General features: G+C 63.4%; 14 protein-coding genes. 4 read left to right on the plus strand and 10 right to left on the minus strand.

All coding sequences use genetic code 11. The features are described from left to right. Positions 1-4: 4 nt before the first annotated feature. Positions 5-643, minus strand: a complete 639-nt coding sequence (gene nudK, locus AC1DZE_RS12950) for a GDP-mannose pyrophosphatase NudK (RefSeq protein WP_477700153.1) — start codon at positions 641-643, stop codon at positions 5-7. A gap of 95 nt (positions 644-738) precedes the next feature. Between nudK and AC1DZE_RS12955 the strand changes: the two genes are divergently transcribed. After that, a complete protein-coding gene (locus tag AC1DZE_RS12955) occupies positions 739-1497 on the plus strand; it encodes a DeoR/GlpR family DNA-binding transcription regulator (protein ID WP_477672460.1) in 759 nt (252 codons plus the stop codon). 43 nt (positions 1498-1540) lie between these two features. Here AC1DZE_RS12955 and AC1DZE_RS12960 read toward each other — a convergent pair whose 3' ends face one another. The 4 genes from AC1DZE_RS12960 to mutL all read right to left on the minus strand — a co-directional run bounded on the left by AC1DZE_RS12960 (position 1541) and on the right by mutL (position 6288). After that, positions 1541-1909, minus strand: a complete 369-nt coding sequence (locus tag AC1DZE_RS12960) for a hypothetical protein (RefSeq protein ID WP_477671150.1) — start codon at positions 1907-1909, stop codon at positions 1541-1543. A 26-nt stretch (positions 1910-1935) separates the two neighbouring features. After that, positions 1936-3267: an ammonium transporter gene (locus AC1DZE_RS12965; protein ID WP_477671149.1), complete on the minus strand. Its 1332-nt coding sequence runs from the start codon at positions 3265-3267 to the stop codon at positions 1936-1938. Between the two features lie 106 nt (positions 3268-3373). Then, on the minus strand, positions 3374-4333 hold the full coding sequence (locus AC1DZE_RS12970) for an alpha/beta hydrolase (protein WP_477671148.1): 960 nt from the start codon (positions 4331-4333) through the stop codon (positions 3374-3376). Between the two features lie 32 nt (positions 4334-4365). Next, positions 4366-6288, minus strand: coding sequence for a DNA mismatch repair endonuclease MutL (gene mutL, locus AC1DZE_RS12975; protein ID WP_477700154.1), 1923 nt, complete (start codon positions 6286-6288; stop codon positions 4366-4368). Positions 6289-6478: 190 nt separating this feature from the next. Between mutL and AC1DZE_RS12980 the strand changes: the two genes are divergently transcribed. Both AC1DZE_RS12980 and AC1DZE_RS12985 read left to right on the plus strand, forming a co-directional pair. Next, the gene (locus AC1DZE_RS12980) at positions 6479-7132 is read left to right on the plus strand and encodes a DedA family protein (protein ID WP_477672462.1); all 654 of its coding nucleotides are present in this window, start codon (positions 6479-6481) and stop codon (positions 7130-7132) included. A gap of 126 nt (positions 7133-7258) precedes the next feature. Continuing rightward, a complete protein-coding gene (locus AC1DZE_RS12985; RefSeq protein ID WP_477672463.1) occupies positions 7259-9109 on the plus strand; it encodes an AMP-dependent synthetase/ligase in 1851 nt (616 codons plus the stop codon). Here the strand turns inward: AC1DZE_RS12985 and AC1DZE_RS12990 are convergent. From AC1DZE_RS12990 to AC1DZE_RS13010, 5 genes are all read right to left on the minus strand, one after another. Next, positions 9093-10349, minus strand: a complete 1257-nt coding sequence (locus tag AC1DZE_RS12990) for an ROK family transcriptional regulator (RefSeq protein WP_477671144.1) — start codon at positions 10347-10349, stop codon at positions 9093-9095. The genes AC1DZE_RS12985 and AC1DZE_RS12990 overlap by 17 nt on opposite strands. Next, the gene (locus AC1DZE_RS12995; RefSeq protein WP_477671143.1) at positions 10346-10798 is read right to left on the minus strand and encodes an RbsD/FucU family protein; all 453 of its coding nucleotides are present in this window, start codon (positions 10796-10798) and stop codon (positions 10346-10348) included. The genes AC1DZE_RS12990 and AC1DZE_RS12995 overlap by 4 nt, the downstream gene beginning before the upstream one ends. Before the next feature lie 185 nt (positions 10799-10983). Next, a complete protein-coding gene (locus AC1DZE_RS13000; RefSeq protein ID WP_477700155.1) occupies positions 10984-11793 on the minus strand; it encodes an ATP-binding cassette domain-containing protein in 810 nt (269 codons plus the stop codon). Next, positions 11793-12749, minus strand: coding sequence for an ABC transporter permease (locus AC1DZE_RS13005; RefSeq protein WP_477671141.1), 957 nt, complete (start codon positions 12747-12749; stop codon positions 11793-11795). The genes AC1DZE_RS13000 and AC1DZE_RS13005 overlap by 1 nt, the downstream gene beginning before the upstream one ends. 85 nt (positions 12750-12834) lie before the next feature. Next, positions 12835-13824: a substrate-binding domain-containing protein gene (locus tag AC1DZE_RS13010; RefSeq protein ID WP_477671140.1), complete on the minus strand. Its 990-nt coding sequence runs from the start codon at positions 13822-13824 to the stop codon at positions 12835-12837. 118 nt (positions 13825-13942) lie between these two features. Between AC1DZE_RS13010 and AC1DZE_RS13015 the strand changes: the two genes are divergently transcribed. Then, complete coding sequence (locus AC1DZE_RS13015) at positions 13943-14953, plus strand: PfkB family carbohydrate kinase (RefSeq protein ID WP_477700156.1); 1011 nt, start codon at positions 13943-13945, stop codon at positions 14951-14953. The last annotated feature ends 8 nt before the right edge of the window (positions 14954-14961 follow it).

Below are 14961 nucleotides of genomic sequence, written 5' to 3' on the forward strand. Positions count from 1 at the left end.
CAATTCAGGACCCGGAAGAAGGGGGCAGAGGGAGCAGGCGGTCCAGGCCGGTGATTTTTGCGTGCTGCAGCAGCATGATGGTCTTGGCGTCTTCAATGGCGCCGCTGCGCACCATGGCCAGCGCTTCTTCCAGCGACAGCTCGATCACCTCGATGTCTTCACCTTCATGGGCGATGCCGCCGCCTTCTCCTGCCCGGTCTGAACTTTCGTAGGAGGCTACGAAGAAGTGCAACTTTTCAGTGACCGAACCCGGGCTCATGTAGGCCTCGAACACCTTGTGCGGCGCCTGGATGCGGAACCCGGTTTCTTCGGCTGCTTCGCGGCGGATGCAGGTCTCGGGGTCGTCGCCATCGAGCAGTCCGGCGCAGGCCTCGATGAGCATACCGTCGGCGCAACCATTGACCCAGGCCGGCAGCCGGAACTGCCTTGTCAGCACCACGGTTTGCCGCCGGACGTTGACAAGAAGGATCGCTGCGCCGTTGCCGCGGTCATAGACCTCGCGTGTCTGCTGCTGCCACGTGCCGCCGCGGCGGCGCAACTCGATGGTGAGTTTGCGCAATACATACCAGTTGTCGGACAGGCGTTCGTCGCCGAGCACGCGCACGTGTGGTGCGGGCGGTGGAGTCAGGAAGGAAGGGCGCATTCGGGTTGGTTGATTTCGTGTAATATCGTGCATTATTATGAAATTTCGTGCAGTTGTCCAGCTTCACGCCAGATAGAAACCGGAGCCGAAACCCCATGCTGACCAGCCAACGCAAACACCTGCTGCTGACGCGCCTTGACCGTGACGGGCAACTGGTTGCCAAGGCCCTCAGCCAGGAGCTGGGTATTTCGGAAGACACCATCCGGCGCGACCTTCGCGAGCTGGCCCAGGCGGGCAAGCTCCAGCGTGTCCATGGCGGGGCCTTGCCTGCTTCACCGGCCGTCGGCAATGTGGCGGTGCGTGAGCAAATTGCGCCGCTGGACAAGCAGGCCATCGGCCGGGCGGCGGCGGCCATGGTCCAGCCAGGGCAGGTGGTGATCATCGACGGCGGCACCACCGCGCTGCAGATGGCGCGGCACCTGAGTGAAGACCTTCATGCGACGGTGTTTACCCACAGCCCGGCGGTTGCCATGGAACTGGCTCGCTGTCCCCACCTCGTGATTCAGCTGCTTGGCGGGCGGCTCTTTCGGCACTCCATGGTGGCCATGGGGGCCGAGTTGATGGAGCAGCTATCCCGCCTGCGGGCCGATGTGTTTTTCATGGGGGCGACCGGCGTGCATGCGTCGGCGGGCGTGACCACGGGAGATTCCGAAGAAGCCGCCGTCAAGCGGGCGCTGCACCGCTGCGCCTCGGAAACGGTGCTGCTGGCATCGGGCGAAAAACTTGGCGCGGCTTCGGCCTGCCGCATCATGGCGTTGGCCGATGTGTCGGCGGTGGTGGTTCACCGCGACGCGCAGGCAGCGTGGATCAGCAGCGCCAGACGTGCCGGCGTGCGTGTGGTGAGGGCGGGCTGATCAAGCCTGGGGTATCAGGGCGCTGTCGGGGCGGCCAGGCTGTTCAGCGCAGGCCTGACTTGTACCGGGCAATGGCCTTGGCCCGGAGGTCTTCGCTGATTTCTGTTTCACTTGCGGCAGGAGCGGCCGCGACGGCGCGCGACGGTGCGGGCGATGCAGCGGACGCTGACAGCAATGGTTCGCTGCCGCTGCGGGGTCCGAAAATCTTGGTCTGCGCATAGGCCGCATAGCTGCGCAGGCGCTCGTCCTTGCTGTTGAGCGCTTCCTGAATTACTTCAGTGGCGTACGGCAGGTCATGCAGGAATTGATGGACATTCAACGAACGGCCGAACTCCCGCTTCATGGGAATGACCATCCGCACCGCGTAGGCCATGAGATCGGAGTCGTCAGGCGGCGTCATGGTTAACAGCATGGTTTACGTGTCTTGATGGGGGGAACTCAAGCACCTGAAATCATCTCGCCGTGCTGGGCAAGGTCAAGGCCCAGTTCTTCCTCTGCCGTGGTTACGCGAAGGCCTGCAAGGGGCTTGACCACCAGCAAAATCAGCCAGGTCGCGACGCCTGCGTAAGCTGCAACGGCGCAGGCTCCCACGAGGTTGGTAAACACGGTGGCGGTCACGGGTGCAATTTCCTTGAGCGCAAAGACCGGGGTCAGGACCGTGCCGATGATGCCGCCCACGCCATGCAGGGCAAATACGTCAAGCGAGTCGTCAATTCCTGTGGCACGCTTGAAGCGGGTCACGGCCAGGAAGCAGCCGACGCCGCCCGCAAAGCCCAACACCGATGCGCCCATGACGCCGACAAAACCGGACGCCGGCGTGATGGCGACGAGGCCGGCAATGGCGCCAGTTGCCATGCCCAGCACGCTGAACTTGCCGCGCTGGACATATTCGCAAATGCCCCACATGAACGCGCCAACGCAGGCCGCCACCTGGGTGGCCAGCAGGGCGCCCACGGCGCGCGAACTGGCTTCAAAGGCCGAACCGGCATTGAAGCCGAACCAGCCCGCCCACAAGAGCCCGGCGCCGATGATGGATATCAAGAGGTTGTGCGGCACCATGGGTTCGGTTCCGAAACCCTTGCGCGGACCCACAACCTTGGCCGCCACCAGGCCGCTGACGCCGGCCGCGATGTGCACCACTGTGCCGCCCGCAAAGTCCATGTGGCCCATGCTGGCGAGCCAGCCGGTGGGTTGCCAGATCCAGTGCGCCACAGGGGCGTATACCAGGATGGTCCAGAAGGCCGCGAAGAAAATGGTGGCGCTCAGGCGCATTCGCTCCACAGTGGCGCCGATGATCAGCGCGAAGGTAATGATGGCGAATGCCAGCTGGAACAGGAAGAAAGCGGATTCCGGCACGGAAGGCGCTGAAACGTGCGCGCCGACTTTTGCGCCCAGCAGGCCTTCGCTCAGTGCCCGGCTCATGTCGCCGATCCAGGGGTTGCCGGGCGTGAAGGCCAGCGAGTAGGCAATGCCCGCCCATACCAGCGTAACAACTGTGGTGGCCGCAAAGGTGTGCGCCACGATGGAGAGCGCATTTTTGGCCCGCATCATGCCGCTGTAAAACAGCATGATGCCGGGAATGGTCATCAACAGCACCAGGACGGTCGAGATGAGCATCCAGGCGGTGTCTGCGCCATTGAATTTCGCAACGGCAGGCGCCGCGGCGGCGGCGGCGGTCTGGGCATGAAGAGGGGCAGACGCCAGAAGCGCCAGCACAGGGGCCAGCACATTGATGGCAGACGGCCTGCGGATAACCAGGACTTGGCTCATACATTCCCCTCTCGTTGTTTTAGCTGCTATCAGCTGCTATGCGGTACGAGGGATGTTACATCCGGCTACATGTATTGGGTAAGTAAAAAATACCTGTTTTTGGGCATTATTCCTTGTTCTGTAGCATTTCGGCTTGTTTTGGGGCGCGTTTGCCGCCGGCCACCTGCAATGCCTCATTCTGCTGCGCACCGTCAGCAAGGCTCCTGTCCATCTGAAACAGCTGTGCCAGTGCCTGCCGGTATTGCGGCTGGCCGACCAGGTTGGTGTCGTGGTGCGAGCCACCCGGCACCAGCAGGAAGAGCTTGGGCTGCGCTGCGGCGTCATAAAGTTTGCGCCCCAGGTCCGGCAGGATGAGGCGGTCTTCGCCGCCATGCACCACCAGCAGGGGGGAGCCGATCTTGCCGACTTTTCGGACGGCCTCGAAACGTTGGGTGATGAGCAGCGACACCGGCATCCAGCCCCACTGGGACGTACTCACCACATCGGCGATGGAGGTGAATGTGCTTTCGACAATCGTGCCGCTTTCATCGGCCACTTCAGTGGCCAGGTTGATGGCAATTGGCCCGCCCAGCGAGTGTCCGAAGATGTAACGGGGGCGGCCGGGGTACTTTTTGGCCAGCCAGTCCCACGCGGCGCGGGCGTCTTCGTAGGCCGATGTTTCCGACGGCAGTTCGTAGGTGCTTTTGCCAAAACCGCGATAGTCGATCCCCAGGACCGAGAAGCCGAGCTCCTGCATGCGGCGCATGCGCGGCGCGGAGCCGGTAACGTTGTAACGCGCGCCATGCAGGTACAGCAGCACGGGGGTTTTGCTTGCGGCATCGGGCTCGTCTGCCGGCAGCCACAGGCCGTGCAGGCGGACGGGGTGGTCGCCGTCACTGCCGTTGCCGCCAGCGGCGTTGAAGTCAATCCAGACGTCTTCCATGCCAACAGCGGCGGCAGCGCCCCCGCTCCAGGTGCGGTCGCTGGGCTGGAAGATCCAGGCCCGCTGCTTTTCGTCAAGGGTGGCGCAGCCCGCCAGCAACGCCAGCGTCATCAGGAAAGAAGTAAAGAGGTGCCAGCGTTTCATGCAAGTGAATGATTCGCCGGGCGCCGGAAAGTTCAGCGTCCGCGCATGAAGAGCGTGTCAAGCTCCCGGATGCTGACCTGCCGCCAGGTGGGCCGCCCGTGGTTGCACTGGTCGGAGCGCTCAGTGGCTTCCATCTGGCGCAGCAGGGCGTTCATTTCGTCAAGCGTGAGCTTGCGGTTGGCGCGCACGGCGCCGTGGCAGGCCATGGTCGACAGCAACTCGTTCTGGGCCCGCTGTATGACGGTGCTGGCGTCGTGCTGGGCCAGTTCGGCCAGCACGCTGCGGGCCAGCTCCACCGCATCGCCCTGCGCCAGGCTGGTGGGCACGGCGCGCACCGCCAGGGTTTTGGGCGAAAAAGGCGTGATTTCCAGGCCCAGCGTTGCCAATGCCTGGGCGTTGGCCTCAGCCGTGGCCACTTCCTGGGGGCTGGCGGCAAAGGTGGCCGGAATCAGCAGCGGCTGGCTGATGATGCTGGCACCATCGGCGCCATCGGCACCGTCCATCTGGGTTTTCAGGCGTTCATAGACGATGCGCTCATGGGCAGCGTGCATGTCCACAATGACAAGGCCCTGGGTGTTTTCGGCCAGCACGTAGATGCCCTGCAGCTGGGCGATGGCGCGGCCCAGCGGCCAGTCGCCGGAGGGCAGGGCGCTTGCGCCTTCAGGCACGCCAGGGTTTGCCATGCCATTTCCGGCTGGGGGAATGGTGACGTACAGGGCATCCTCGCCAGATTCCCGCGGGCTGGGCGCGACGGCTTGCGATGACGGCCACATGGCGTCAAAGTCGGAGGCCCTGTGGCCGCCGTTTGCTACAAAATTGATAGCTGGTTGCGCCCATCCCTGTTGCGCAAAAGCCTTGTTTTGTTCAAGAAATCCGGTGGGCGTGACAGCAGCGTCTTCCGTGCCGGCCTGGACAGCTGCCATGGAGCGCGGAACGGCCAGCGCGTTTTCGGTGGCGTGGCGCACGGCCTGGTGCACCTCGCGGCTGTCGCGAAAACGCACTTCGATCTTGGTCGGGTGCACGTTCACGTCCACGCGGGACGGGTCGATCTCGACATACAGCGCATAGACCGGCTGGCGGTGGCCGTGCAGCACGTCCTCATACGCGCTGCGCGCGGCGTGGGTCAGCACCTTGTCGCGTACGTAACGGCCATTGACATAGGCGAACTGCTGGTCGGCACGCGAGCGGGCGGCATCCGGAATGCCGGCGACGCCCCAGACGCGCACGGCCGGCAGGCCGTCGGCGCGGCGGGCCGAGCTTTCGTAACTGACGGCGACGGACTGTTCGACAAATTCGCTGCCCAGCACGTCGGCCAGGCGCTGCTGGTGGGCGTTGTCGCCTGTCGCCGCACGCCATTGCTCGACCAGCTTGCCTTCGTGCCAGATGGCAAAACCCACATCGGGCCGCACAAGGGCATGGCGGCGTACGGCTTCAATGCAGTGGGCCAGTTCGGTGGCATCGGTTTTCAGGAATTTGCGGCGCGCGGGCGTGGCGTAAAACAGCTCCCGCACTTCCACGCTGGTGCCGCGGCTGCGCGCGGCGGGCTTCAGTTCGCCGGTGCGGCCGTCAAGCTGCCATGCGTGTTCATCCGCGGCGATCCTGGACAACAGGCTCATGTCGGCGATCGAATTGATCGCCGCCAGCGCCTCGCCCCGAAAACCCATGGTGCCGACGGCTTCGAGATCCTGCAACGACGCAATCTTGCTGGTGGCATGGCGCCTCAGGGCGACGGGAAGTTCTTCGCGCGGGATGCCGAAGCCGTCGTCTTCGACCACGATGAGCCGCACGCCACCGGCCAGCAGCCGCACAGTTACCTGCGTGGCGCCGGCATCCAGCGCGTTGTCCACCAGTTCGCGCACGACGGACGCTGGGCGCTCCACCACTTCGCCGGCCGCAATCTGGCTGATCAGTTCATCGGGAAGTTCGCGGATCGGGCGGCGGGCGGGCAGGGTCATTGCGCAGATTTTACGGGTTTGGCTGTTGAGGGACATGCCGTAAACCCCCTGCGTCCTGAGGCTTTCCCGCACTGGTTCAATCAGCAACTTGTAATAGTCTGTTGGCGATTTGCAAGGTTTGGGGCATGCCATGAAGCTCATTGGCCATCCCTGCAGGCCTGCTGGTTTCATACCTGTCAAAATTGCCGGCATGGAACTAGTCACCTTTCTCATCGATTTCATTCTTCATGTCGACAAGCACCTGGAGGCCTTTGTCGCCAGCTACGGCGCATGGGTGTATGCGCTGCTGTTTCTGATCATCTTTGTGGAAACCGGCGTGGTGGTCATGCCCTTTCTGCCGGGTGACTCGCTGCTGTTTGTGGTGGGCGCCATGTGCGGTGTCGGGCTGATGAATTACCCGCTGTCCGTTGGCCTGCTGTTTGCCGCTGCTGTGCTGGGCAACCAGTCCAACTACACCATTGGCCGCTATTTCGGGCCCAAGGTGTTCCAGTGGGAAGACTCGAAGTTCTTCAACAAAAAGGCCTTCAACCAGGCGCATGAGTTTTACGAGCGTTATGGCGGCATCACCATCGTGGCGGCGCGTTTCATGCCTTTCCTGCGGACTTTTGCGCCTTTTGTGGCGGGTGTGTCCCAAATGACGCGCAGCAAGTTCACCCTCTATGACATTGGCGGCGGCGCGCTCTGGGTCGGCGGTATCGTCACCATTGGTTATTTTTTCGGCAATATCCCATTTGTTAAAACCCATCTCGACAAGATCATCTGGGCCATGATTTTGATTCCCGGCCTGATTGTTATTTTCGGCGCCTGGAAGGCCAGGCGCAAAGCAGGTAACGCCGGCGCCTGAAGGTGCGCTGATACGCATCCGCCCAAAAGGCCTGTTGTTGAACGGGCTTGATGCAACGCCGCCACGCGCAACTGCGCACGTGATAAAAAATGACAGTGCCGCCTTTCCGGCTGGCAGGAAACCTGAATGAACATCACCCCCCTGGACCTTGCCGCAGTGCACACGCTGCCGGAATTACTGGCCTTTCGCGTGGCACACAGCCCCGAGGCTGAGGCTTACCGTGAATTTGATGCCGTCACCGGGCAATGGTGCAGCACCTGCTGGGCTGAGGCCAGCGAGCGGGTCGCGCGGTGGCGACGCGCGCTGGCGGCCACGCAACTGCCGGCCCATGCAAGTGTCGCGATCCTCTTGCCTAACGGCCTTAATGCGGTGAGCATTGACCAGGCAGCCCTGTCGTTGGCGCTGGTGCCTGTGCCGCTGCACGCCATTGACAATGCCGGCAGCACTGCCTACATCCTGGCCGACTGCGAAGCTTCCCTGCTGATGGTGTCATCGCTTTCGCAGTGGCAGGCCATTGAGGCTGTCGGAACGCCCTTGCCGGCGTTGCGCTGCGTGGTGGTCGCCGCGCCTGAAGCGGCATTGAGCGGGGCGGGTGGACCGGTGGCTGTTGTGCCGCTGGCCGACTGGCTGGCGGCGGGGGAAGGGTACGCCGGCTTGCTGCCCGCACCGCAGGAGGACGACCTCGCGGCCATCGTCTACACCTCCGGCACCACGGGAAAACCCAAGGGCGTAATGCTGACGCACCGCAACATCGTGTCCAACGTGCGAGCCATCCTGTCGCTGGTGGTGCCTATGGTGGACGATGTGTTCCTGTCGTTCCTGCCGCTGTCGCACACGTTTGAACGGACTGCCGGTTATTACCTGCCCATTGCCGCCGGAAGCTGTGTGGCTTATGCGCGTTCCGTGCCCTTGCTGGCCGAGGACCTGAAAACCGTGCGTCCCACTGTACTGATTTCGGTGCCGCGTATTTACGAGCGCGTATTTGCCAAACTGCAGGAGACACTGACGCAGTCGCCGCTTAAAACACGCCTGTTTCTGGCGGCGCAGTTTGTCGGCTGGCGGCGGTTTTGCCGCGCACAGGGATTGCTTTTGGCGGAAAGCGAAAAAAGTCCGTGGGCATGGCTGGATCCCCTGGTGTGGCCCCTGCTGGAGCGGCTGGTGGCCGGAACCCTGCGGGCGCAGTTTGGCGGGCGCGTGCGGGTGGCGGTGAGCGGTGGTGCGCCCTTGTCGCACGCGGTGGCACGCTGTTTCCTCGGGCTGGGCCTGCCGCTGCTGCAGGGCTACGGCATGACGGAGACATCGCCCGTGGTGTCGGGCAATGGTGTCGACGACAACGACCCGGCCACGGTGGGCAGGGCCTTGCCGGGTGTCGAGGTGCGCATCAGCGCCAACCAGGAGCTGCAGGTGCGCGGCCCGCTGGTGATGAAGGGCTACTGGAAACGCCCCGAAGACACGGCCCGCGTGCTGACGGAAGACGGCTGGCTGTGCACAGGAGACCAGGCCGTGATCGATGGCGGGCGTATCCGCATCATGGGGCGCCTGAAGGAAATCATCGTGACGTCGACCGGCGAGAAAGTACCGCCTGGCGACCTCGAGGTGGCGATTGCCGCCGACTCCCTGTTCGACCAGGTCTTTGTGGTCGGTGAAAACCGCCCCTTCATCGCCTGTGTGGCAGTGGTCAACCCGGCCGAATGGCGGCGTGTGGCTGCGGCGCTGGCGCTGGACCCCGAGGACCCGGCAAGCCTGCACCTGCCGGTTGTCCACAAGCTTGCGCTGGAGCGAATGGCAACCCAGACGAAGGACTTCGCACGCTACGCGACACCGCGTGCCGTGTACCTTACGCGGGAACCGTGGACGCCCGAAAACGCCCTGATGACCCCGACGCTCAAGCTCAAGCGCAATAACCTGATGGCTCGTTATGCGCGCGAAATCGAGGCGATGTACCGTCCCGAAGCGCGGATCAGCGGCCACCCTTGAGAAACAGGTCGCGGTCAGGTGCGAAATTGGCATGCAGGGGCAGCATGGCACCGCCCAGCGCGCGAGCGTCGGAGCCAATGCTGCCGGCGATCACCTGGGCGGGCCAGAGGCCTTCCCAGTTGTAGCGGCCGAGTGCTGCGCCCGTGGCTTCAATCAGGCGCTGCAGCAGCGGGCGGCAAAAGGAGCCATCCATCACCACGGCATCAATATCCAGCAGGGCCGTTGCGCTGACCACGCTGTGGGCCAGTGCATTGGCGGCGCTGGCCACCCAGGCCTGGGTGTCGGACTCGAACGGCGGCTGCAGGGCGCGTTCGTCATAGGCTGCAGTCGGATCAAGCCCGCGCGCCTTGAAACACTGCTCCAGTTCCCAGAGCGAAGCCTGGCTGACCAGCTGTGGCGGCGCGCCGGGTGGCCGGGCCGCCTGCAATGGCAGCGACGCCACGGCGCCGGCGTTGTTGTGGATGCCGGCGTGGAGTTGTGAATTGATGACCAGGCCGCCCCCCACAAAGGTGTCGACAAACAGGTAGAGAAAGCTCTTGAGGTCGCGCCCACGGCCCGACACCAGCTCGGCCACACAGGCCGCCGAGGTATCTTTGGCAAAACTCACAGGCAGCTCGGTCATGGCTTGCACTTCGGCGCTGAGGTCGATGTGGTTCCATCGGTCCGACTGCTGCGCTGACAGCCCCAGCATCCGGTGCCAGCCACCGAGCTGGAAGGGAGCGGCCACCCCCACACCGACCAGTCGCGGAGCCAGTGCACCGAGTTGCTCGCGCAGGATGCGCAGGTTCTGGCCGATCACGGGGAGCAGTGTGTCGGCATCTGGGAAGGCATAGGCCAGCGACAGGCGTTGGCGGACCTGACCGGTGAAGTCGACCAGCAGCCAGTCGGTGCTGCGCCGGCCAATCTTGATCCCCACAGAGAAGGCTCCGTCGGGGTTCAGCGCCAACGGCACCGAGGGCTGGCCAATGCGCCCGCGCACGCGATCATGCCGGATCAGCAGGTCGTCTTCTTCCAGCCGGGCAGTGATCAGCCCGATGGTCTGTGCGGTCAGGTTGGTCAGGCGGGCCAGTTCGGCTTTCGGTACGCTGCCGTGCAGGCGGATGGCCTGCAGCACCACGCGTTCGTTGAACTGGCGCATACCCACGTGGTTGGAGCCGCGCTGGCGCAGCCACACAGGTGTGGCTGCTTCGGATTCCGCAGGGGTAGCGGGAGTGGCGGCGGTGACAGGAGATTCGGTCATGGACGCAGATTTTCGCCGATGACCCCTTTGCGCAGGATGAAGTTGCCAAAAGGCTGCAATTCACCCGTCACCACAATGGCATAGGCCTGGCGTACCCGTTCATAAAACGCGTAGCGCTCAACGGCCTCGGCCTGCTGGTGCGGCAGCCAGCCCGGGGCCAGCAGCGCCAGTACCTCGCGCTGTAGCTCTGAACGGTAGGGTGCCTCGGTACCGCTGACCTGCATGTAAGCCACCGGATGATCCACATCTTCAGCCAGAGGCAGCAGCGACGCCACGGCCCGCACTGTCCGCGCCATGCCATGGCCAGGCAGGCGCAGCACGGGCTTGCCCGCACCCACACTCATGGCCGTGAAGTTGGCGTCGGCCAGCAGCAGCGCATCGTCATGGCCCATCTCGGCCAGCAGCTTGAGCAAGTCGGGCGTGAGTAGAGGGTCAATGCCTTTAAGCATGAGCGGGCCTCACGCATTTTGGAGTGACAGTGCCCCCTCGAGCGGCAGCAGTACGCGAAGCGATAAGCGCGGGGGGCCCCTCTTTACCAGCCGGGGCCGCGGATCTGGCTTTGCCAGTCCGCAGGCGCAGCGCCCCCTCGGGGGGCAACGTAGTACACGCAGTGACAAGCGTGGGGGCCAATATGTCAGGCAAGCGCGGACTCCGGCAGTTCTTCGGCCGTCTTGGCGCCCGTCATCACGGCCACGGTGTCGCTCATGCTGATGGTCTTGGGATTGACGACCGCCGCACGGCGGCCCAGGCGCTGGATGTGGATGCGGTCGGCGATTTCAAACACATGCGGCATGTTGTGGCTGATCAAGATGACGGGCAGTCCCTTGTCGCGCACCCGGCGAATCAGCTCCAGCACCATGTTGCCTTCTTTCACGCCCAGGGCGGCCGTGGGTTCATCCATGATGACCACATGCTGCGCAAAGGCAGCGGCGCGCGCCACGGCTACGCATTGGCGCTGGCCGCCGGAGAGTGTTTCCACGGCCTGCGTCATCGAACGAATCCCGACCTTGAGTTCCTGCATGCGGGCAATGGCCTGCTCCAGCATCTTCTTCTTGTCGAGCAGGCGCAGCCAGCGGCCCAAGGGGCCGGGCTTGAGGAGTTCGCGGCCCAGAAACAGGTTTTCCGCAATGCTCATGGCAGGGGCCACGGCCAAATCCTGGTAGACGGTTTCGATCCCGGCACGGCGCGCATCGATAGGAGACTTGAAGCGCATCGGCTTGCCGTCGAGCAACAGTTCGCCTTCGTCAGGCACGGTGGCGCCCGACAAGGCCTTGATCAGCGAGGATTTTCCGGCGCCGTTGTCACCGATCACGGCCAGGATTTCGCCGGCGCGTAGTTCGAAGTCGGTACCGTCCAGTGCGGTGACCTGGCCGTAGCGCTTGACCAGTCCCTTAGCCTGCATGATCAGAGGTGCGGAAGTGGGGAGGGACGTTGAGGTGTTCATCAGCGGGGCCCTTTGCGCGACATCTGGTCGGCCGCGACCGCCAAGATCACCAGAATGCCGGTAATCAGTGTCTGGTAGACGGAGGCAACGCCCATCAGGGTGAGACCGTTGCGAAACACGCCCACAATCACCGCGCCGACGAGCGTGCCGAGGATGATGCCGCGTCCGCCAAACAGGCTGGTGCCGCCCAGCACCACGGCGGTGATGGCATCCAGGTTTTCGGTTTGCCCGGCATTCGGGTCGCCGACGCCGGTGCGCGCCACCGACAGGAGCGCGGCGATGCCGTAAAAAAGACCGGCCAGCGCGTACACGGCCACCAGTACGCGGTCGACCCGGATGCCGGTCAACCTTGCTGCTTCGGCGTTGTTGCCCACGGCATACAGGTGCCTGCCCGGCGCGGTGTCCCGCAAGACAAACCACGCCAGCAGATACAGGCCAATCATGGTGACCGTTCCCAGGCTGACTTCGGTGCTGCCCAGGTCGAATGTGTTGCCCAGCGCGGTCAATTCCGCCGGGAGGTTGGGAACGATTTGCGCGTTGGAGTAGATCTGTGTGATCGCAAATGCGATGTTCAGGGTGCCCAGCGTCACGATGAAAGGGGGCAATTTGATACGGGTGACCAGCAAGCCATTGACGAGGCCGAAGCCGGTCGTGACCGCCAGGCCGCAAGCAATGGCCAGGTAGGGGTTGATGCCGTAATTCACGGCGAACTTGGTCATCACCATGCCGCCCAGTGCCATCACCATGCCACAGGACAGGTCGATGCCGGCCGTCAGGATGATCAGGGTCTGTCCAATGGCCAGGACACCGACCACCATCACCTGCTGCAGCACCAGGGACAGGTTTGCACCCGTCAGGAAGCGGTCTGACTGGGTGGTAAAAAAGATGCAGGTGGCCAGCAGGGCCAGCCAGGGGCCGAGGGCCCCCCACGGGATGTGGCGCGAAGACAGGTTCATCGGTAAAGATCCAGGATGGAGAAAATGATGTTGTCATCCTGCACCGGACCTGGTGCAAGATGACAGGCGGCAGGCGTCTGGCCGATTACTTCGCACCCCAGCAAAGGTTCAGTCCCGTTTTGGTGTCTTTGCTGTCTACACCCGGAAGGGCTTTTGCCGAGACCAAGGTCACGCCGGTGTCGGTGTAACCCGAAGCCTTTTTGCCGCCCTTGGCGTAGCTGACACCTGCTGCCACGCCCAGCGCCGCCATGGTCAGGGGGTATTGCTGCGACGTTGCGGTGATGATGCCGGCTGCCGTGTCCTTGATGCCCTGGCAGCCGCCATCGACCGAGACAATGGTCACGCCTTTTTCCTTGCCGGCCTTTTTCAGCGCATTAAACGCACCCGCGGCCGCAGGCTCGTTGATGGTGTAGACCACATTGACGTCGGGATTTTTCTGCAGGCAGTTTTCCATGGCCGTCTGGCTCTTGGCCTGGTCACCAAAACCATCGGCCATGCAGACCACGGCCGCGTCTTTGGACAGCTCGTTGGATTTCGCGTCTGCCGCAGGCAGGCCGAAACCCTTCATGAACCCATTGTGACGTTGCGCCCCCACCGGATGGCCTGGGAACAGGTCGATCGTGACAATCCTGGCAGGTTTGCCGGCCATGGCCGCCTTCGCATACTGGCCGATCAAAACGCCGGCTTTGTAGTTGTCGGTGGCGAACAGGGCATCGGCACCTTCAAAAGGGCTGTCCAGTGCAATCACCTGCACGCCTTTGGCCTGGAGTTTTTTGACGGTAGGGCTGATGGCGTCGCCGCTGGCGGTGATCAAAATGGTTTTGGCGCCGCCGGCAGCCATGTTTTCCAGTGCGGTGATCTGGCCTGCTGTGTCGCCGTCGGATTTGCCGGCGGCGGTCAGCAGCTTGGCGCCGAGTTTTTTGGCCTCGGCTTCAGCACCTTCCTTCATCTTGACGAAGAAGGGGTTGGTTTCGGTTTTTGTAATCAGGCCGATCACGGGTTCGCCCGCTGCAAAGGCCGATGTGGCGGCCAGGGCGAGGCTGGACAGTGCCAGGAGGGCGGTGGTCTTTTTCATGAAATGGTCTCCTTGTTGAATCGACATTCAGGCCCGGGTTCGCGGGAAAGTACCCATAAGTGATGGGTGTTGGTGAACTATAGTGGCGCTTGAGTTATTAAATCAAGTTGTTTTAGTTATGGATTACCCTGAGAAAAACCCTGAAAAAGTGCTGCAAGTTGCAACCGCTGGTGAGGCATTGATTGACCTGATCGTTCAACCGGACGGACGTTATGAACCTTGCCCGGGTGGCGCTGTTTTCAACCTGACGCGTGCGCTGGCCCGGCAGGGCGTCAGCACCCTGTACCTCAACCCTTTGTCGCGCGATCGCTTTGGCCGCCAGCTGGCTGCCGCGCTGACCGGGGATGGTGTGCGGCTGGCCTGCCCACAGCCTGTGGCACAAAGCACCTCACTGGCCGTGGTGGGGCTAAATGATGCAGGCCATCCCGACTACGTTTTTTACCGGCAGGATGTGGCGGACCGTGCGGTCACGGCGGACAGCCTGATCCAGTCGTGTCAACGCGTCCCCGCGCTCGAGATGGTGTATACCGGTGCCCTGGCACTCGCGCCCGAGGATGCGGGCCGCTACCTGCCATGGCTGCGTGCCCAGCATCAGGCGGGCAGCATGGTGGTGGTGGATGCCAACCTGCGGCCGTCGGTCATGCCGGACCTGCAGGACTACAGGCGCAACGTGCACGCTGCGTTGCAACACGCCGACGTCGTCAAGGTCAGCGATGAAGACCTGGAAAGCCTGGCGATACCTGGCGCTGATGTATTTGCGCGGGCGCAGCATCTGCTGGATACGAGCGGTGCCGGCTTGCTGGTTCTGACCCTGGGGCCGCACGGAGCCTGTCTGTTGACACGCGATGGCCGGCGGTGGCGCGCCCGCGAATCCCGGCCGTTGGCGGTGGTGGATACCGTGGGTGCAGGCGACTGTTTTCTCGCCGGTTTCATGGCCGCTTTGCTGGCGCGAAAAAACGGTGTGACTGGCACTGCTGACCTGCTGGCACTACCGGATGATGTGGGACGCAGCTTGCTGGCCCACGCCATGGCCAGTGCCAGCTTGTGCGTGATGCGACGCGGCTGTGTGCCCCCGACTGGGGCGGAAGTGCAGGCCAGGATTGAACAGGCAACCTGCGTATTTGACTGACGGCCGCT

It is taken from the genome of Polaromonas sp. P1_F1 (genome assembly GCF_056405795.1).

Bases quoted from the DNA above. Each gene is read 5' to 3' on its own strand.
- AC1DZE_RS13010 (WP_477671140.1), bottom strand. From the start codon at position 13,824: ATGAAAAAGACCACCGCCCTCCTGGCACTGTCCAGCCTCGCCCTGGCC.
- AC1DZE_RS12995 (WP_477671143.1), bottom strand. From the start codon at position 10,798: ATGCTTAAAGGCATTGACCCTCTACTCACGCCCGACTTGCTCAAGCTG.
- AC1DZE_RS13015 (WP_477700156.1), top strand. From the start codon at position 13,943: ATGGATTACCCTGAGAAAAACCCTGAAAAAGTGCTGCAAGTTGCAACC.
- AC1DZE_RS13000 (WP_477700155.1), bottom strand. From the start codon at position 11,793: ATGAACACCTCAACGTCCCTCCCCACTTCCGCACCTCTGATCATGCAG.
- AC1DZE_RS12965 (WP_477671149.1), bottom strand. From the start codon at position 3,267: ATGAGCCAAGTCCTGGTTATCCGCAGGCCGTCTGCCATCAATGTGCTG.
- AC1DZE_RS12980 (WP_477672462.1), top strand. From the start codon at position 6,479: ATGGAACTAGTCACCTTTCTCATCGATTTCATTCTTCATGTCGACAAG.
- AC1DZE_RS12990 (WP_477671144.1), bottom strand. From the start codon at position 10,349: ATGACCGAATCTCCTGTCACCGCCGCCACTCCCGCTACCCCTGCGGAA.
- AC1DZE_RS12985 (WP_477672463.1), top strand. From the start codon at position 7,259: ATGAACATCACCCCCCTGGACCTTGCCGCAGTGCACACGCTGCCGGAA.
- AC1DZE_RS13005 (WP_477671141.1), bottom strand. From the start codon at position 12,749: ATGAACCTGTCTTCGCGCCACATCCCGTGGGGGGCCCTCGGCCCCTGG.
- AC1DZE_RS12970 (WP_477671148.1), bottom strand. From the start codon at position 4,333: ATGAAACGCTGGCACCTCTTTACTTCTTTCCTGATGACGCTGGCGTTG.
- AC1DZE_RS12960 (WP_477671150.1), bottom strand. From the start codon at position 1,909: ATGCTGTTAACCATGACGCCGCCTGACGACTCCGATCTCATGGCCTAC.
- nudK (WP_477700153.1), bottom strand. From the start codon at position 643: ATGCGCCCTTCCTTCCTGACTCCACCGCCCGCACCACACGTGCGCGTG.
- mutL (WP_477700154.1), bottom strand. From the start codon at position 6,288: ATGACCCTGCCCGCCCGCCGCCCGATCCGCGAACTTCCCGATGAACTG.
- AC1DZE_RS12955 (WP_477672460.1), top strand. From the start codon at position 739: ATGCTGACCAGCCAACGCAAACACCTGCTGCTGACGCGCCTTGACCGT.